The sequence below is a fragment of the Cellulomonas sp. P24 genome (genome assembly GCF_024704385.1).
In the GTDB taxonomy this organism is placed as follows: Bacteria; Actinomycetota; Actinomycetes; order Actinomycetales; family Cellulomonadaceae; genus JAJDFX01.
In genome coordinates, this window is sequence record NZ_JAJDFX010000002.1 from 3,604,544 (window position 1) to 3,621,022 (window position 16,479).

Annotated in this window: 13 protein-coding genes; 10 read left to right on the forward strand and 3 right to left on the reverse strand. The window is 72.0% G+C overall.

The genetic code is table 11. The features are described from left to right. Positions 1 to 45 precede the first annotated feature (45 nt). The 9 genes from LJB74_RS16835 to LJB74_RS16875 all read left to right on the forward strand — a co-directional run bounded on the left by LJB74_RS16835 (position 46) and on the right by LJB74_RS16875 (position 10,697). Positions 46 to 1,008: a MoxR family ATPase gene (locus LJB74_RS16835; RefSeq protein WP_259309618.1), complete on the forward strand. Its 963-nt coding sequence runs from the start codon at positions 46 to 48 to the stop codon at positions 1,006 to 1,008. After that, positions 1,009 to 2,163 (forward strand): DUF58 domain-containing protein, encoded by a 1,155-nt coding sequence (locus tag LJB74_RS16840; RefSeq protein WP_259309619.1) that lies wholly within the window; start codon positions 1,009 to 1,011, stop codon positions 2,161 to 2,163. After that, positions 2,160 to 4,097 carry a transglutaminase family protein gene (locus LJB74_RS16845; protein WP_259309620.1) on the forward strand — a complete coding sequence of 646 codons (1,938 nt, stop codon included), beginning with the start codon at positions 2,160 to 2,162 and terminating at the stop codon, positions 4,095 to 4,097. The genes LJB74_RS16840 and LJB74_RS16845 overlap by 4 nt, the downstream gene beginning before the upstream one ends. Before the next feature lie 8 nt (positions 4,098 to 4,105). Next, positions 4,106 to 4,426, forward strand: coding sequence for a DUF4129 domain-containing protein (locus tag LJB74_RS16850; protein ID WP_259309621.1), 321 nt, complete (start codon positions 4,106 to 4,108; stop codon positions 4,424 to 4,426). 11 nt (positions 4,427 to 4,437) lie between these two features. Beyond that, the gene (locus tag LJB74_RS16855; RefSeq protein WP_259309622.1) at positions 4,438 to 5,337 is read left to right on the forward strand and encodes an FHA domain-containing protein; all 900 of its coding nucleotides are present in this window, start codon (positions 4,438 to 4,440) and stop codon (positions 5,335 to 5,337) included. Between the two features lie 233 nt (positions 5,338 to 5,570). Continuing rightward, positions 5,571 to 7,316 carry a 2-isopropylmalate synthase gene (gene leuA / locus LJB74_RS16860; protein ID WP_259309623.1) on the forward strand — a complete coding sequence of 582 codons (1,746 nt, stop codon included), beginning with the start codon at positions 5,571 to 5,573 and terminating at the stop codon, positions 7,314 to 7,316. Positions 7,317 to 7,366: 50 nt separating this feature from the next. Further along, on the forward strand, positions 7,367 to 8,998 hold the full coding sequence (locus LJB74_RS16865) for a diguanylate cyclase (RefSeq protein WP_259309624.1): 1,632 nt from the start codon (positions 7,367 to 7,369) through the stop codon (positions 8,996 to 8,998). 71 nt (positions 8,999 to 9,069) lie between these two features. Further along, complete coding sequence (recO, locus tag LJB74_RS16870; protein WP_259309625.1) at positions 9,070 to 9,801, forward strand: DNA repair protein RecO; 732 nt, start codon at positions 9,070 to 9,072, stop codon at positions 9,799 to 9,801. Further along, the gene (locus LJB74_RS16875; RefSeq protein WP_259309626.1) at positions 9,801 to 10,697 is read left to right on the forward strand and encodes an isoprenyl transferase; all 897 of its coding nucleotides are present in this window, start codon (positions 9,801 to 9,803) and stop codon (positions 10,695 to 10,697) included. The genes recO and LJB74_RS16875 overlap by 1 nt, the downstream gene beginning before the upstream one ends. Positions 10,698 to 10,803: 106 nt before the next feature. On the opposite strand, the gene LJB74_RS16880 is transcribed toward LJB74_RS16875, so the two are convergent. Together LJB74_RS16880 and LJB74_RS20670 are read right to left on the reverse strand one after the other, a co-directional pair. Beyond that, positions 10,804 to 11,718: a metal ABC transporter permease gene (locus LJB74_RS16880; protein WP_259309627.1), complete on the reverse strand. Its 915-nt coding sequence runs from the start codon at positions 11,716 to 11,718 to the stop codon at positions 10,804 to 10,806. Further along, positions 11,715 to 13,469 (reverse strand): metal ABC transporter solute-binding protein, Zn/Mn family, encoded by a 1,755-nt coding sequence (locus LJB74_RS20670; RefSeq protein WP_310650863.1) that lies wholly within the window; start codon positions 13,467 to 13,469, stop codon positions 11,715 to 11,717. Before LJB74_RS20670 ends, LJB74_RS16880 begins: the two co-directional genes overlap by 4 nt. Before the next feature lie 212 nt (positions 13,470 to 13,681). Here LJB74_RS20670 and LJB74_RS16895 point away from each other — a divergent pair, with 212 nt between their 5' ends. After that, positions 13,682 to 15,067: a glycine--tRNA ligase gene (locus LJB74_RS16895; RefSeq protein ID WP_259309628.1), complete on the forward strand. Its 1,386-nt coding sequence runs from the start codon at positions 13,682 to 13,684 to the stop codon at positions 15,065 to 15,067. Between the two features lie 102 nt (positions 15,068 to 15,169). Here LJB74_RS16895 and LJB74_RS16900 read toward each other — a convergent pair whose 3' ends face one another. Beyond that, positions 15,170 to 16,408 (reverse strand): YibE/F family protein, encoded by a 1,239-nt coding sequence (locus tag LJB74_RS16900; RefSeq protein WP_259309629.1) that lies wholly within the window; start codon positions 16,406 to 16,408, stop codon positions 15,170 to 15,172. Positions 16,409 to 16,479 lie beyond the last annotated feature (71 nt).

The window sequence follows — 16,479 nt, forward strand, 5'->3', positions numbered from 1 at the left end:
ACCGGCCGAGGGCGTGCCGCGGACGACCGAAGAGAGAGAAGTCGCATGACACCCGAGCAGAGCGCATGGTTCGCCGAGACGTTCGACATCCTGGTGGACAACGTCGGCCAGGCCGTCCTCGGGAACGAGCACGTCGTGCGGCTCGCGCTCACGGCGATGCTCGCCGAGGGGCACCTGCTCCTCGAGGACGCCCCCGGCACGGGCAAGACCTCTCTCGCGAAGGCGATCGCCGCGACGGTGCAGGGGACGCACGGCCGGATCCAGTTCACCCCCGACCTGCTGCCGTCGGACGTCACCGGTGTCACGATCTACGACCAGGGGACCGGTGCGTTCGAGTTCCACCCGGGGCCGATCTTCGCGTCGGTCGTCCTCGCCGACGAGATCAACCGGGCGTCGCCGAAGACCCAGTCCGCCCTGCTCGAGGTGATGGAGGAGTCGAGGGTCTCGGTGGACGGGGTGTCGCACACCGTCGGACGACCGTTCATGGTGATCGCCACGCAGAACCCGATCGAGCAGGCGGGGACCTACCGTCTCCCCGAGGCGCAGCTCGACCGGTTCCTCATCAAGACCTCGCTCGGCTACCCGGACCGCGCCGCGACGGTCGAGATCCTGGCCGGTTCGGCGGCCCGTGACAGGACCGCGAGCCTGCTCCCGAGGATCACCACCGTCGCCGTCGGCGAGATGGCCGAGCTGGCCGCCGGGGTCCATGTCGACGCCGCGATCCTGGACTACGTGGCGGCGTTGATCGAGGCGACCCGTGCCGACCCGCAGGCGGCCGTCGGGGTCAGCGTCCGCGGGGGGATCGCCCTCGTCCGGTGCGCGAAGGTGTGGGCGGCGTCGAAGCGGCGCACGTTCGTCGTGCCGGACGACGTGAAGGAGCTCGCGCTGCCGGTCATGTCGCACCGGATCGTCCTCGAGACCGAGGCGGAGTTCGCGGGGGTGACCGCCGCGGCGGTGCTGTCCCGGGTGGTCGCGCAGACGCCGCCACCCGTGGTTCGGGTGGACTGAGTGCGACGGCCGCGGCTGCCGGTCACGTCGACCGGCTGGGTGGTGCTGGCTGCCGGTGCCGGGGCGCTGGCGGTCGGGTGGCAGCGCGGCTGGGTCGAGGTGGCCACCGCGGGGGCGGTGCTGCTCGTCCTGTTCCTGGTGTCGCTCGTCTTCGCGGTCGGGCGCTCGTCGTACGCCGTGACGCTCGAGCTCGTCGACACGCGGGTGCGCATCGGTCAGCGTGCGCTCGGTCGTGTCGAGGTGGTCAGCACGGCGCGCAGGCGCCTCCTGCCGGCACGGGTCGAGCTGCCCGTCGGCGCGGGGTCGGCCACGTTCGCGTTGCCGTGGATGGTCCCGGGTGCCGTGCACGAGGACGTGTTCTCCATCCCGACGACGCGCCGTGGCGTGATCACCGTCGGACCGGTCCGGTCGGTGCGCGGCGACCCTCTGGGACTGCTGCGTCGACGCGTGCGGTGGACGGACACGATCGAGCTCTACGTCCATCCTGAGGTCGTCGCGCTCACGGGGGCGAGCGCCGGCGTCCTGCGTGACCTCGAGGGGCAGTCGACGCGCGAGCTGTCGAACAACGACATGTCGTTCCATGCGCTCCGCGTCTACGTCGCCGGGGACGACCGCCGCAACATCCACTGGAAGACCACCGCGCGGACCGGCCAGCTGATGGTGCGCCAGTACGAGGACACCCGACGGACGCACACGGCCCTGGCCCTCGCCACGTGCACCGAGGACTTCTCCGACGACGCCGAGTTCGAGCTCGCCGTCTCCGTCGCTGCGTCGATCGGGGTGGGGACCGTCCGCGACGAGCGCGGGCTGACGGCGTGCGCCGGGGAGTCGGTCCTCCGGTCCTCGAGCAGCGTGCTGCTGCTCGACGACTGCTCAGGGCTGGTCATGGGTGACGACCAGCCGCGAGTGGCCGACCTCGCGGCCATCTGCGCGCGCCGGGCCCCCGACGCGTCCGCCGTGATCGTCGTCCTGGGTTCGGTGGTGCCGGAGGCCGACATCCTTGCCGCCGTTCGCGTGCTGCACGGGGTGCGCACGGTCGTCGTCGGGTGCTCGGTCGGCGTGCCGCTCTCGGTCCGCACCCGCCGCGGGGTGTCGTTCGTGACGCTCGGCGACCTCGCCGACCTCCCCCAGGCGCTGCTGGCGGTGGGGTCGTGAACGCCGCTGCCCGGCCGAGCCCCCACCGGATCGGTCGCGCAGGTGCGCTCGTCGACGTCGTCGTGCTCGTCGGTGCGCTCGCCCTCGCCCTGACGCCTCTCGTGCCGGTGTTCGGGGCGGGACCTGCGTGGCGTGCGATCGCCGCCGGCCTGGCCCTCGGCACGGGGGTCGCCGCCCTCGGCGCGTGGCGGCGGTGGACCGGCCTCGGCGTGGTCGCGGTCCTGGTGCTCGTCTACTTCGGCATCGGTGGCGCCGTCGCCGCCCCGCGGATGATGACGGCCCACGTGCTGCCGAGCGGTGCCGCGCTCACCGGCCTGGCCGCCGGGGTCGTGACGTCGTGGAAGCAGGTGCTGACGCTCGACCCGCCGCTGGGCGACACCGGCACCGTGCTGGTCGCGCCGTTCGTCCTGGCACTGTGCGGTGCGGCGCTCGCGCTCGGTGCGGCGTGGCGCTCCCGGGCTCGAGGTGCGCGTGCGGCCGCTGCCCTCGTGCCGCCTGCCGTGCTCGTCGCCGCGGTGCTGCTCGGGACCGCGACCGCCGTCGTCCCGCTCCCGGTGGGGCTCGTGCTCTCGGTCGGGCTCGTCATCTGGGCCGCATGGCGTACCGGTGGCCTGCAGCCGCGCCGCGCACTGTCGCTGGTGGTGGTGATCGGCGTGGCCGTGGGGTCCGGCACGGTGCTCGGCCCGGTCGTGGGCGGCGAGTCGGCACGGTACGTGCTGCGCGACGAGATCACCCCGCCGTTCGACCCTCGCGACTTCAAGAGCCCGCTGTCCGCCTTCCGACGGTTCGTGAAGGAGCAGAAGGACACCGACCTGCTGACGGTCACCGGGCTGCCGAAGGGGGCGACCGTGCGGCTGGCCACGCTCGACGCGTTCGACGGGGTCGTGTGGAACGTCGCAGGAGGGCGCGCCGCCGAGGGCTCGGGGGAGTTCCGCCGGGTCGGCAGCACGATCGCGGAGACGGTGCGTGGGGAGCCCGTGACGGTCGGCGTGCAGATCCGCGCGCTGTCCGGGGTGTGGCTCCCGACCGTCGGCGACGCCACCTCGTTCCGTTTCACCGGTGCCGGTGGGACGGCCGAGCGACTGCGCTACAACGACGCGACGGGGGCTGCGGTCCTCACCGGCGGGCTGTCCGACGGGGTGTCCTACACGATCGACGCCGTGCTGCCGCCCGTTCCGGACGACACCGAGGTCGGTGGTGCGCCTGCGGCGAACGTGGTCCTGCCCCCGGCGGTGGACGTCCCGGACGTGGTCGGGGTGCGTGCCGCCGAGATCGCCCGGACGGCCGGTGCCCCCGTCCTGGTCGCGCGGAGCCTGCAGAAGGCCCTCGCCGACAAGGGGTACTTCAGCGACGGCCAGACCGACGCGGGCGAGTACCCGTCGCTCGCCGGTCACGGTGCGAACCGGATCGCGACGCTGCTCGGCGGGGGGCTGATGGTCGGCGACGGCGAGCAGTACGCCTCGGCGATGGCGCTGATGGCCCGGCAGATGGGGCTGCCCGCGCGTGTCGTCCTGGGGTTCGTCCCGACGGACGCCCAGGCCGGGGCACCGTCCATCACGTTCACCGGCGCGCAGGTCCAGGCGTGGGTCGAGATCGCGTTCGCCGGGTACGGCTGGGTGCCGTTCTACCCGACCCCGCCCGAGAGCCGGACGCCCCAGAAGGACACCCAGGCGCAGCAGCCCGAGGCCGACCCGCAGGTGCTGCAGCCGCCGCCACCGCCCGCGCCCCCGGTGAACGCGCCCAACGACGACCTCGAGCAGCCCCAGGTCGACGAGGCGCGTCACGCGGGCCAGGGGACATCGGTGTGGCACACGGTCGCCGTGGTGGGGGGCTCGCGGCGTTCCCGCTCGTGCTCCTCGTCCTGCCGGCGGCGCTGGTGCTCGGTGCCAAGCGTCGTCGGCTGCGGCGGCGTCACTCGGCACCGGACCCGGTGACCCGGGTCGTGGGCGGTTGGTCGGAGGTCCTGGACGCCGCGCGTGATCACGGTCGCCCGCCGCCGCCGCTGGCGACGCGCCGGGAGATCGCGCTCGCGCTCGCGGGGGACACCGGTGCGCGCGTGGCGACGGCGGAGCCTGCGGTCTGGCTCGCGCTCGCGGACCGGACCGACGAGGCCGTGTTCGGTGCACGTCCGCCGGACGACGCCGCGGTGGACGCGTACTGGGCGGACGTGGCGACGACGGTCGCAGCGCTGGACCACGGGATGTCGCGGTGGCGGCGGCTGCGGGCGAGGCTGTCCCTCGCCTCCCTCCGGCGAGTCCGCTGAGGGCGCACGCGATGCCGACCTCAGGAGTGCGTGGTGCGGGGCGGACCCGCCGCGTCGCAGCGAAGAAGCGTCTCGTCGCCGCGTGGCGTCGCCTCGGCGTGGTGCTGTCGGCGGCGGTCTCGGGCGGCCGTGTCGCTCCGCGTGCACGGTCGACCGCCTCGGACTGGACGACGCTTGCGTGGCGACCCGCAGACCTGACGGACCCGACGGACCTGACGGACCCGACGGACCTGACGGACCCGACGGACCCGACGGACCCGACGGGAACGACGGGGACGACGGGGACGACGGGGACGACGGACCCGACGAGCCCGACGGTCCCCACAAGGACGACAGCGGTGTCGGTGCACCGGCCGGACGCCGCTCCGGCCGATCCGCGGCCAGGCGCCGCCTCTGTGGGTCTGGTCCCGTCACCGCCGCGCCACGGACCCGAGGCACCGGTCGTCGCGGCCCGGCCGACCCCGGAGGTGATCGCGCGCGTGCCCGACTTCCCGGCGCCGGCGACGGACCCGCCGGCAGGGACGTCGCCGGGCGAGGGCGACCCGGGGCACCCGCGCGGGATCGGCGCGCGCGGCGCGGCATCGGTGCGGATCGATCTCTCCGACGGGCGCAGGATCACGATCCGGGGGACCGCGCTGCTCGGGCGTGACCCGCGACCGGCGGCGGGCGAGGGGGTCGCCCAGCTCATCACCGTCCGCGACCCGGCGCGGTCGGTCTCGTTGACGCATCTCGCGCTCGTGGTCGACGAGCGCGGTGCGTGGGTCGTCGACCGGGGGTCGACGAACGGCACCGTGGTCACGCTCCCGGACGGCCAGCAGGTGATCTGCGTGCCGAGCACCCGGGTGCGGGTGCGCAGCGGGGCCCGGGTGCTGCTCGGTGACGTCTCGTTCGTCGTCGCGCTGCCCGGGTGACGCGGGTGAGTCCGGCCGTTCGGCGACGTCAGGAGCCTGCGGGCGGCTTCCGATCCGTGGACGTGCTCGACAACGGGCGGGGGCCTGCGCGTACAGTGTCGACCGTGTGCTACGCGCAGCCTCTGCTGCTCCTTCGTCGCCGCGGCGAGTCCTTCTAGCCGGACTCTCGCCGCGGTGGTCGGTGTGCCGGCTGATGGATACCGACAGGACCCCGCAAGCGAAGGAACGACGCGATGACCACCAACGAACGCAACCCTCAGCAGCCCTCCGGCATGCCGGTGCACAAGTACCGCCCGTACCACGAGCAGTTCCGCGTCGACCTGCCGGACCGGACCTGGCCCTCGGCGCATGCCGTGAAGGCTCCGCGGTGGTGCGCGGTCGATCTCCGGGACGGCAACCAGGCGCTGATCGAGCCGATGAACCCGCAGCGCAAGCTCGAGATGTTCGAGCTGCTCGTCCGGATCGGCTTCAAGGAGATCGAGGTCGGCTTCCCGTCGGCGTCGCAGACCGACTTCGACTTCGTCCGGATGCTCATCGACGAGGACCGCATCCCCGACGACGTCGTCATCCAGGTCCTGACGCAGTCGCGTGAGCACCTGATCGAACGCACCTACGAGGCGATCGCCGGGGCGAAGCAAGCGATCGTCCACCTCTACAACTCGACCTCGACGCTGCAGCGCGAGGTCGTGTTCCGGTCCGACGAGGACGGCATCGTCGACATCGCCGTCTCCGGTGCCCACCTGTGCAAGAAGTACGAGGAGACGATCCCCGGCACCGACGTCTTCTACGAGTACTCGCCGGAGTCGTTCACCGGGACCGAGCTCGAGTTCGCCGTCCGCGTCTGCAACGCCGTGCTCGACGTCTTCCAGCCGACGCCCGAGCACCCGGTCATCGTCAACCTGCCGGCCACCGTCGAGATGGCCACGCCGAACGTCTACGCGGACTCGATCGAGTGGATGAGCCGGCACCTGCACTACCGCGAGGACGTGGTGCTGTCGCTCCACCCGCACAACGACCGCGGCACGGGCGTCGCCGCCGCGGAGCTCGGGTACCTGGCCGGGGCGGACCGCATCGAGGGGTGCCTGTTCGGCAACGGGGAGCGCACCGGGAACGTCTGCCTGGTGACGCTCGGGATGAACCTGTTCAGCCAGGGGATCGATCCCGAGCTCGACTTCTCGGACATCGACGGCATCCGCCGGACCGTGGAGCACTGCAACCAGCTCCCCGTCGGCGAGCGCCACCCCTACGGCGGGGACCTCGTCTTCACGGCGTTCTCCGGTTCGCACCAGGACGCCATCAAGAAGGGCCTCGACGCGATGGCGGTCGCTGCCGACGCGGCGGGTGGAACGGTCGACGACCTCGTCTGGGCCGTCCCGTACCTGCCGATCGACCCGAAGGACGTCGGGCGCAGCTACGAGGCGATCATCCGGGTCAACTCCCAGTCGGGCAAGGGCGGGATCTCCTACCTGATGAAGTCGGAGCGCGACCTCGACCTGCCGCGACGGCTGCAGATCGAGTTCTCGCACGTCGTGCAGAAGCACACCGACACGTTCGGCTCCGAGGTCACGGCCGACGACCTCTGGACGATCTTCTCCGACGAGTACCTCCCGGCGGTCCCGGGCGGACGCCTCGAGCCATGGGGAAGGTTCGCCCTGCGCGGGACGAGGGTCGAGAGCTCGACCGACGAGGCCGATTCCCTGGCCGTCGACCTGGTCGACGCGGGCGTGCCGCGAACCCTGCACGGGACCGGCAACGGCCCGATCGCCGCGTTCGTCGACGCGCTGGGGTCCATCGGGGTGACGGTCGCGGTGCTGGACTACGCCGAGCACGCGCTCGCGTCGGGCGGCGACGCGACTGCGGCCGCCTACGTCGAGTGCGCCGTGGGTGACGAGACGCTGTGGGGAGTGGGCATCGACCCGTCGATCACGACCGCCTCGCTCAAGGCGATCATCTCGGCCGTGAACCGTGCACAACGCTGAGGTACCGGGCCTTCGGGGCCGCGGATGAGACCTGGGGCGGTGGTCATGGCATGACCGCACCGCGCGACCTCGTCCTCGTCGGCGAGTTCGGTCCGTTCGACGCGCTCGCCGACGACGCCCATGCGGCGTACGTCGGGGGACGGGCCGAGCAGGCGGTCCTCCTGTGCCGCGCCCTGGTCGCGCTGTGCCGTGCCTCGGGGGACCGGTTGACCGAGCGGTACGCCTGGTTCATCGCCGGTCTGGGGCTGTGCGAGCTCGGGCGCTACGACGAGGCGTTCGGTGCGGCGGAGAGCCTGGTCGCCATCTCACCCGGCCGTTACCTGCCGTTCTGGAAGGCGAAGGCCCTCGCGCTGCGCGCGAACGCGAGCGCCGGGCGAGGCGATGCGGCCCGGGCGATCGACGACCTCGCCCATGCGCAGGTGCTGCTCGGAGAGCTGGACGGTCGGTCCTACAACCAGCTGTCCGGCGCGACGATCACGGGCATCGGGATGCGCAGCATGATGCTCTACGAGGCGAGCGACGACCTGCTGACCCGTGCTGCGGTCATGCTCGGGGGACGCGGTCGCGCGAACGTCCTCAGCGAGTCGCTGCTCACCCACGCCGAGTGGGGCTCGCTGCTGGTCCTCGTCGGTGACGACGACGGTGCCGCGCCGCACTTCGTGACCTGCTTGTCCCGGGCGACGCAGATGCGCCGGGCGCTCCAGGAGTCGGAGGGCGACCCGAGCCTCTCGGCCGTCGCGGAGTGGGGCCGGCTCTTCGCCCTCGAGATGCTCGGTGCCCACGGCGCCGTCGCGACGGCGTTCCGGCTGATCGTCGACGACATCCCGCTCGGCCCGCACCGGTCCGAGCGGATCCTTCGATCGCTCGCGTGCGGTCGCGCGCACGTCGCCCTCGGCGACCACCGCCGTGCCCGGGACTTCCTGACGACCGCGTGGGAGGCGGCGACCCAGACCAACCGGGTGATCTGGTCGTCGATGGCGGACGTCGCGCTCCAGGAGCTCGACGTGATCGAGCACGGGCCCCATCCGGCGCTCGAGCGGGCGTCGACCCGGTTCCAGCAGCTGCTTCGGCAGCGCTGGACCGAACGGTCGGCGTGGTTCGACGGGCTGGACGCACGGGTCCGTGCGCTGAGGCTCGCGAGCGAGGCCGAACGCGCGACGCTGCTCAGCCGTCAGGACCCGCTGACCGGCCTGTACAACCGTCGTGCGCTCGCCGACCGGCTCGCGGCGGCTCGCGGCGAGCAGTCCGCGGTGATGGTGGACATCGACCACTTCAAGCGGGTCAACGACACCCACTCGCACGTCATCGGCGACCAGGTGCTCATCGCGGTCGGCGAGATCCTGACGCGTACGGTGCGGGTCGAGGACCTGCCGGTGCGGTACGGGGGCGACGAGTTCCTCGTCCTGCTCCGCCCCGAGGTCGGCGTCGACCCGACGCACGCTGCCGAGGCGCTCGCGCTGCGCATCCAGCACGAGGCGCGCGCATTCGACTGGTCGACGATCGCCCCGGGGCTGCGGCTGTCGCTGTCCGTCGGAGTCGCTGCGACGAGGTCGCCGCGTGAGGTGATCTCCGAGGTCGACACGTCGCTCAGGCTGGCGAAGCAGGCCGGGCGGGATCAGATCATCGTGCGGATCCACGGGATCGGCGACGACGAGTACACGGTGTCGCGCGTCCCCGGCTGATCGACGGGTCGATGCGCGCGCACCGGGCGTGGGACCGTCGGGGCGGCCCGGACGGGGTGGATGATGGTCCGGTGAGCCTCTACCGTGACGAGGCGATCGTGCTGCGGACCCAGAAGCTCGGGGAGGCGGACCGGATCGTCACGCTCCTGACCCGCACCCACGGCAAGGTCCGTGCGGTGGGCAAGGGCGTCCGCCGGACGTCCTCACGTTTCGGGGCGCGGCTCGAGCCCTTCATGCAGATCGACGTCCAGCTGCACGCCGGGCGCAACCTCGACATCGTCACCCAGGTCGAGACCCTCGGTGCGCACGGTCGGGCGCTGAGCGAGGACTACGCCCTCTACACGGCCGGGGCCGCGATGCTCGAGACGGCCGACCGCCTCGTCGAGGCGGAGCACGAGCCGGCGGTCCCGCAGTACTGGCTGCTGGCCGGTGCCCTCCGCGCCCTCGCCCAGCGCGAGCACCTGCCGGGGCTCGTCCTCGACTCGTACCTCTTGCGCGCGCTCGCGATCGCGGGCTGGGCTCCGAGCTTCACGGAGTGCGCGCGCTGCGGGAAACCCGGACCGCACCACTCCTTCTCCCTCGGGCACGGTGGGGCGGTGTGCTCGTCGTGCCGGCCACCCGGGTCGACCTCGCCGGCCCCGGAGACGTTCGTGCTGCTTGCCGCCCTGCTCAGCGGCGACTGGGCGGCCGCGGAGGACAGCGACGACCGTCATCGACGTGAGGCGGACGGTCTGGTGTCGGCGTTCGTCCAGTTCCACCTCGAGCGCCAGCTGCGCTCCCTCCGCATGGTCGAGCGCGTCTGATGGCACGGTCCCGTCCGCGCTCCGAGCCGACGGCTCCGCACGTGGTGATCCCGCCCCCGCGGCACCCGAGCGGGGCGACGGCGCCTGCCGTCCCGCGCGAGCTCGTCCCGCAGCACGTGGCGATCGTGATGGACGGGAACGGGCGGTGGGCGAACGAGCGCGGCCTGCCACGCACCGCCGGTCATGCGGCGGGGGAGGCCGTGCTGCTCGACGTCGTGGCCGGGGCGATCGAGATCGGCGTCCGGCACGTGTCCGCGTACGCGTTCTCGACCGAGAACTGGAAGAGGTCCCCGGAAGAGGTCCGGTTCCTCATGGGGTTCAACCGTGACGTCCTGCGCCGTCGACGGGACACGATGCACGACTGGGGGGTGCGTGTCCGGTGGGCGGGACGCCGACCACGGCTGTGGCGTTCGGTGATCGCGGAGCTCGAGGAGGCCGAGCGGCTGACGCGGGACAACGACGTCTGCACGTTGACGATGTGCGTGAACTACGGCGGACGGGCCGAGATCGCCGACGCGGCGAAGGCGATCGCGCGCGAGGTCGCGGCCGGCCGGCTCGACCCCGAGAAGGTCACCGAGAAGACCGTCGCGCGCTACCTCGACGAGCCTGACCTGCCGGACGTCGACCTGTTCATCCGGTCGTCGGGCGAGCAGCGCATCTCGAACTTCATGATCTGGCAGTCCGCGTACGCCGAGCTCGCGTTCCTGGACGAGCCGTGGCCGGCGATCGACCGGCGTCACCTGTGGCGTGCGGTCGAGGACTACGCCCGTCGGGACCGCCGGTACGGGGCTGCGATCGACGCGCCCGTGGGGACCGGACGGGCGCGAGGCGGTGTACCGGTCGACGGTGAGTCGGGCAGCGGCGCGGCGGACGGTGGCACGCGACCCTGGTCGTGACCTGCGGGTCGTGTGCCGCTGGTCGTGACCCGTCGTCGTGGCGCCGGCTGCCGCGCCGTGACCCCACCGGCGACCGTGACGTGCGGACCGGTCTCGTCGTGTGCGGTCAGACCTCGACCGAGATGTCGTCCCGGGGCGCGTCGATGCGTCGTGCCCAGCCGGAGCGGCCTCGCCGGGCCCCGATCACCCGGCACCCGAGGTAGATGAGGAACGAGATCGTCGTGACGTAGGGGCTGATCGGGATACTCCCGCCGAGAGCGAGCAGGATGCCGCCGACCGCGCTGACGACGGCGAACACCACGCTGAGGACCGGGACCCACAGCGGTGACGCCGTCACTCGCACCGCGGCGGCGGCGGGGGTGACGAGCAGCGCGAGCACCAGCAGGGCGCCGACCACCTGGACCGCCATCGCGACAGCGAGGGCAAGCAGCACCATGAAGACGAGGGAGAGCGGGCCGGCGGGCACGCCGCGGGCTGCTGCGACCTCGGGGTCGACGCTCGAGAACATCAGCGGGCGCCAGATCACCGCCATGCCGATGACGACGACGGCCGAGGTGCCGAGGAGCCAGGCGAGCTGCGGGTTGTCCACGGCGACGATCTGACCGGTGAGCAGGCCGAACTTGTTGGCCGAGCGACCCTTGTACAGCGCGAGGAACAGCACTCCGAGGCCGAGCGCGAACGGCATGAGGACCCCGGTGATCGAGTTGCGCTCCCTGGCCCGTGAACCCATCGCCCCGATGATCACCGCCGCGACGAGCGAGCCGATGATCGCCCCGAGCGAGACGTTGACGGACGCGAGGAGCGCGGCGGCGCCGCCGGCGAACGAGATCTCGCTGACCCCGTGCACCGCGAACGCCATGTCGCGGTTCATCACGAACACCCCGACCAGCCCGCCGACGAGGCCGAGCGCTGCGCCGGCGATGAGCGAGTTGTGCACGAGGCCCAGGAGCTCGCCGTAGTTCTGGAACGAGAAGAGCTGGTGCCAGAAGTCCTCCGCCGGGACGACGGTCCACACGGTCATCGTGGCAGCCTCTCGATGTGGTGGTGCGTCTCGTTGGAGCCGCCGACGATCACGATCCGGTCGTGCACGCGGAGCGCGTCGACGGGGGTGCCGTACAGGCGGGTGAGGGTGTCGGAGGTCAGGACGTCGTCGGGCCGGCCGATCGCATGGCCGGCCGGGGCGACGTACAGGACGCGGTCGACGACCGGCAGGACCGGGTTGATCTCGTGCGTCACGAAGACCACGGCCGTGCCGTGCGAGCGGCGCCGGTCGTCGATCAGGTCCACCACCTGGCGCTGGTGACCCAGGTCCAGCGAGAGCAACGGCTCGTCGCACAGGAGCACGGCCGGGTCGGTGGCGAGCGCCTGGGCGATCCGCACGCGCTGCTGCTCCCCGCCGGAGAGGAGGCCCACGGGGACGTCGGCGTACTCCGAGGCCCCGACGGCGTCGAGCAGCTCGTCGACGCGTCGTCGGGTCTCACGTCGGTGGCGCAGGCCTGCCAGGCCCCACCGGTGCCCGTCGATGCCCATCCGGACGAGGTCGCGCGGCCGGACCGGGGTGATCGGGTCGACGAGCCGCTGCTGCGGCACGTAGCCGATCGCGCAGCATCGCTTCCCGGGCGTGTCACCGAGCACGCGCAGCCGTCCGGTGCTGAGCTGCTGGAGCCCGAGCAGGACGCGCAGCAGGCTCGTCTTCCCGGAACCGTTCGGGCCGAGGACGGCGAGGAACTCGCCGGGGGCGACGGCGAGGTCGATGCCCGACCACACGGTCCGGTCGCCGAACGCCAGTCCGGCGGCCTCGAGCTCGAGGACCGGCGCCTCGGCGTCCGTCGCCAGGCTGCTGGTGGTCTCGCGGGTCACTTCCCGAGCGCCGATGCGAGAGCGGCGATGTTCGCGGACATCCACGAGACGTAGTCCTTCCCCTGCGGCAGGGTCTCGGTCACCGGGACGACCGGGATCCCCGCGCTGGTGGCGGCGTCGAGCACCGCAGTGGTCTGGGGCCCGACGGCCTGCTCGTTGTACACCAGGGCGGCGACGTCGTGCTGGCTGAACAGCGCGAGGGTCTGCTGCATGACCGCGGGGGGGGACGTCGGACTGGGCCTCGACGGCGGAGGAGAACCCCGTCGGTGTCTTGTCCACGAGGCCCGCGGCGTCGAGCAGGTACACCGGGACGGGCTCGGTGATCGCGACCCCGGCGCCGGCGTGCGCCGCCTTGACCGCGTCGAGCTGCTGCTGCAGGCCGGCGACCTTCTCGGTGAAGGCCGCGGCGTTCGCCGAGAACGTGTCCGCGCGGGACGGATCGACGGTGCTCAGCGCCTTCGCGATCGCGGTCGCAACCTTGTCGACGGAGGGGAAGTCGTACCAGACGTGCTCGTTGAGCTGGCCGTCGACGGCGGTCTTCCCCGAGACCGTGACGGCGTCGACGACCGTCGCCTTGGTGCCGCTCGCGGCGATCATGGTGCCGACGAAGTCGTCGTAGCCGCCGCCGTTCTCGATCACCACGGCTGCCTTCGAGATCGCCAGCTCGGTCTGCGCGTTGGCCTCGTACGAGTGCGGGTCGGCGTTCGGGTCGCTGATGATCGAGGTGACGGTCACCGCGTTGCCACCGATGCTCTGGGCGACGTCGCCCCACACGTTGGTCGAGGCGACGACGGCGATCGTGCCGCCCGGTGTCGAGGAGGGGGTCGTGCCGGTGGAGGAGCATGCGCCGAGCGAGAGCAGGACGATCAGGCCCGTGAGCACCGGCACTGTCGTTCGGGGGGCGAGCCGCATGGGGAGAGACCTTTCGATCGGAGTCGGTGCTGGAGGGCGCGGCATCGTCGCCGTCAGATGCTAACGATAGCAGTTCTCATTAGCGACGTCCATTCGTGCCTCCGGTGTCCGCGCCTCCCGCCGGCGACCCGAGGAGGTTCGCCACCCCGGTAACCTGACCTGTCAGCCCACGGCACCCAGCCGCGGGGCACCGCACCCAGGAGTGATCACCCGTGGCCGCACCGTCTCGTCTCGACTCCGTCATCTCTCTCGCCAAGCGCCGTGGCTTCGTCTTCCCGTCGGGGGAGATCTACGGCGGCACGCGGTCGGCATGGGACTACGGACCGCTCGGTGTCGAGCTCAAGGAGAACATCAAGAAGCAGTGGTGGCGCACCATGGTCACCAGCCGCGAGGACATCGTCGGGCTCGACTCGTCGGTGATCCTGCCGAGGCAGGTCTGGGTCGCCTCGGGTCACGTCGGCGTCTTCACCGACCCGCTGACCGAGTGCCTCAGCTGCCACAAGCGGTTCCGTGAGGACCAGATGCTCGAGGAGTTCGAGGAGAAGAAGGGCCGCGCCCCCGAGGGTGGTCTCGCGGAGATCGCGTGCCCCAACTGCGGCACCCGCGGGAAGTGGACCGAGCCGCGCGACTTCAACATGATGCTCAAGACGTACCTCGGCCCGGTCGAGGACGAGTCCGGCCTGCACTACCTGCGGCCGGAGACCGCGCAGGGCATCTTCGTGAACTTCGCCAACGTCGTCACGACGAGCCGCAAGAAGCCGCCGTTCGGCATCGGCCAGATCGGCAAGTCGTTCCGCAACGAGATCACCCCGGGGAACTTCATCTTCCGGACGCGCGAGTTCGAGCAGATGGAGATGGAGTTCTTCGTCGAGCCCGGCACCGACGAGGACTGGCACCAGTACTGGATCGACACCCGGACCGCCTGGTACACGGACCTGGGCATCTCCGCCGAGAACCTGCGGCACTACGAGCACCCGAAGGAGAAGCTCTCGCACTACTCGAAGCGCACCGTCGACATCGAGTACCGCTTCGGTTTCCAGGGCAGCGAGTGGGGCGAGCTCGAGGGCATCGCGAACCGCACCGACTTCGACCTCACGACCCACTCGACGCACTCGGGTGCCGACCTGTCGTACTTCGACCAGGCCAAGAACGAGCGCTGGGTGCCGTACGTGATCGAGCCGGCCGCCGGCCTGACCCGCTCCCTGATGGCGTTCCTCGTGGAGTCCTACACCGAGGACGAGGCCCCGAACACCAAGGGTGGGGTCGACGTCCGGACGGTGCTCAAGCTCGACCCGCGGCTGTCACCGGTGAAGGCCGCGGTCCTCCCGCTGTCGCGCAACGAGCAGCTCTCCCCGAAGGCGCGCGACCTCGCCGCCGAGCTGCGCCGGGCATGGAACGTCGACTTCGACGACGCCGGGGCGATCGGGCGTCGGTACCGCCGCCAGGACGAGATCGGCACGCCGTTCTGCATCACCGTCGACTTCGACACCCTGGACGACCAGGCCGTGACGATCCGCCACCGTGACGACATGTCGCAGGAGCGCGTCGCCCTCGACCAGGTCTCCGGCTACCTCGCCGCCCGCCTGATCGGCGCCTGACCCCCGTTCCCTCCCGTCAAGTGGAGCGATGTGCAGCGACACGCCGGGGCGTGTCGCGCACATCGCTCCACTTGACGGGGCTCGGACGGCACGGGGTGCTTGTCAGTGGTGGGCGTGGGACAGGGGCTCGGCCACGCGGTGGCGTCGGCGGGTGCTGACCGGCTCGGACGTCGCCACGAGCGTCGCGATCGCGGTCGTGAGCGGGATCGCGAGGACCAGGCCGATCGAGCCGACGAGCGTGCGGACGATCTCCTCGGCGAACTGGCCGCTCGTCAGTGTCTGCACCAGGGAGAGCCGGTAGACCTGCACCAGCAGCAGGATCGGGAGCGACGCCCCGGCATAGGCGAACGCGATCGTGTAGACCGTCGAGGCGATGTGGTCCCGCCCGATCCGCATCGCGCGCGAGAACAGCACGCGTCTGCTCGCCTCCGGCGCCGACGACCGCAGCTCCCACACCGCCGAGGCCTGCGTGATCGTGACGTCGTTGAGGACACCGAGCCCCGCGAGCACCACGCCGCACAGGAACAGCCCGCGCAGCTGGTCCGCGCCGTCGGCCCCGATCATGGTGGCGAGCCGGTAGGAGTCCTCCGAGCTGACCCCCGTCACGTGGGCGGCGCTCGCGGCGATCACTCCGAGCCCGGCCGTGACCGCCAGACCGGCGACCGTCCCGACGAGCGCCGTTGAGCTGCGCCGCGAGAAGCCGTGCGCGAGGTACAGCACCGCGTACATGATCACGGTGGACCCGACGAGACCGACCAGCAGCGGGTTCTCGCCCGCCAGCAACCCGGGCAGGATGAACGTCCCGACGACGCCGAAGGCGATCGCCAGCCCGACCAGGGCGCGCAGGCCGCGCATGCGCGCGACGGCGATCGTGACGGCCGCGAAGGCGAGGGCGAGGGTCGCGAGCGGGAACGACCGCGCGAAGTCGTGCCACGCCCACACCTCGGGGTCCTGCCCCGACGCCGGGTAGTGCTCCACGACGATCGAGGTCCCGCGCGGCACGTCCTGCGCCGTGAGCATCGCGGTGGCCCAGATCGCGATCGGACGGCCGGTCGCCGGACCGCTCGTGACCGTCGCGTGCACGCGCAGGCACGGGACGGTCGTCGGGATCGTGCCGTCGGGCAGGCGGTTCTCGGTGGTGCCGGTGCAGCTCGACTCCTCGGTCGAGGTCACCTCCGCCGTCGGGTAGGTGACACCGACCTCGGTGATCTCGCGTGCGGCGGCCCGTGGCGCCCCGGGCCAGAGCGCCACCATGCCGATCAGAGCCGCGATGCCGACGGGGACGAGGACGGCCGCAAGCACCACGGTCGACCGTGCTGCGGTACCACTGCCGAGGCGCATAGCACCAGATTGTGCCGGTACCGGTTGAGTGCTCGGTGCACGCCCGCTCGGCATCCCGTGGTGCCGGGTGC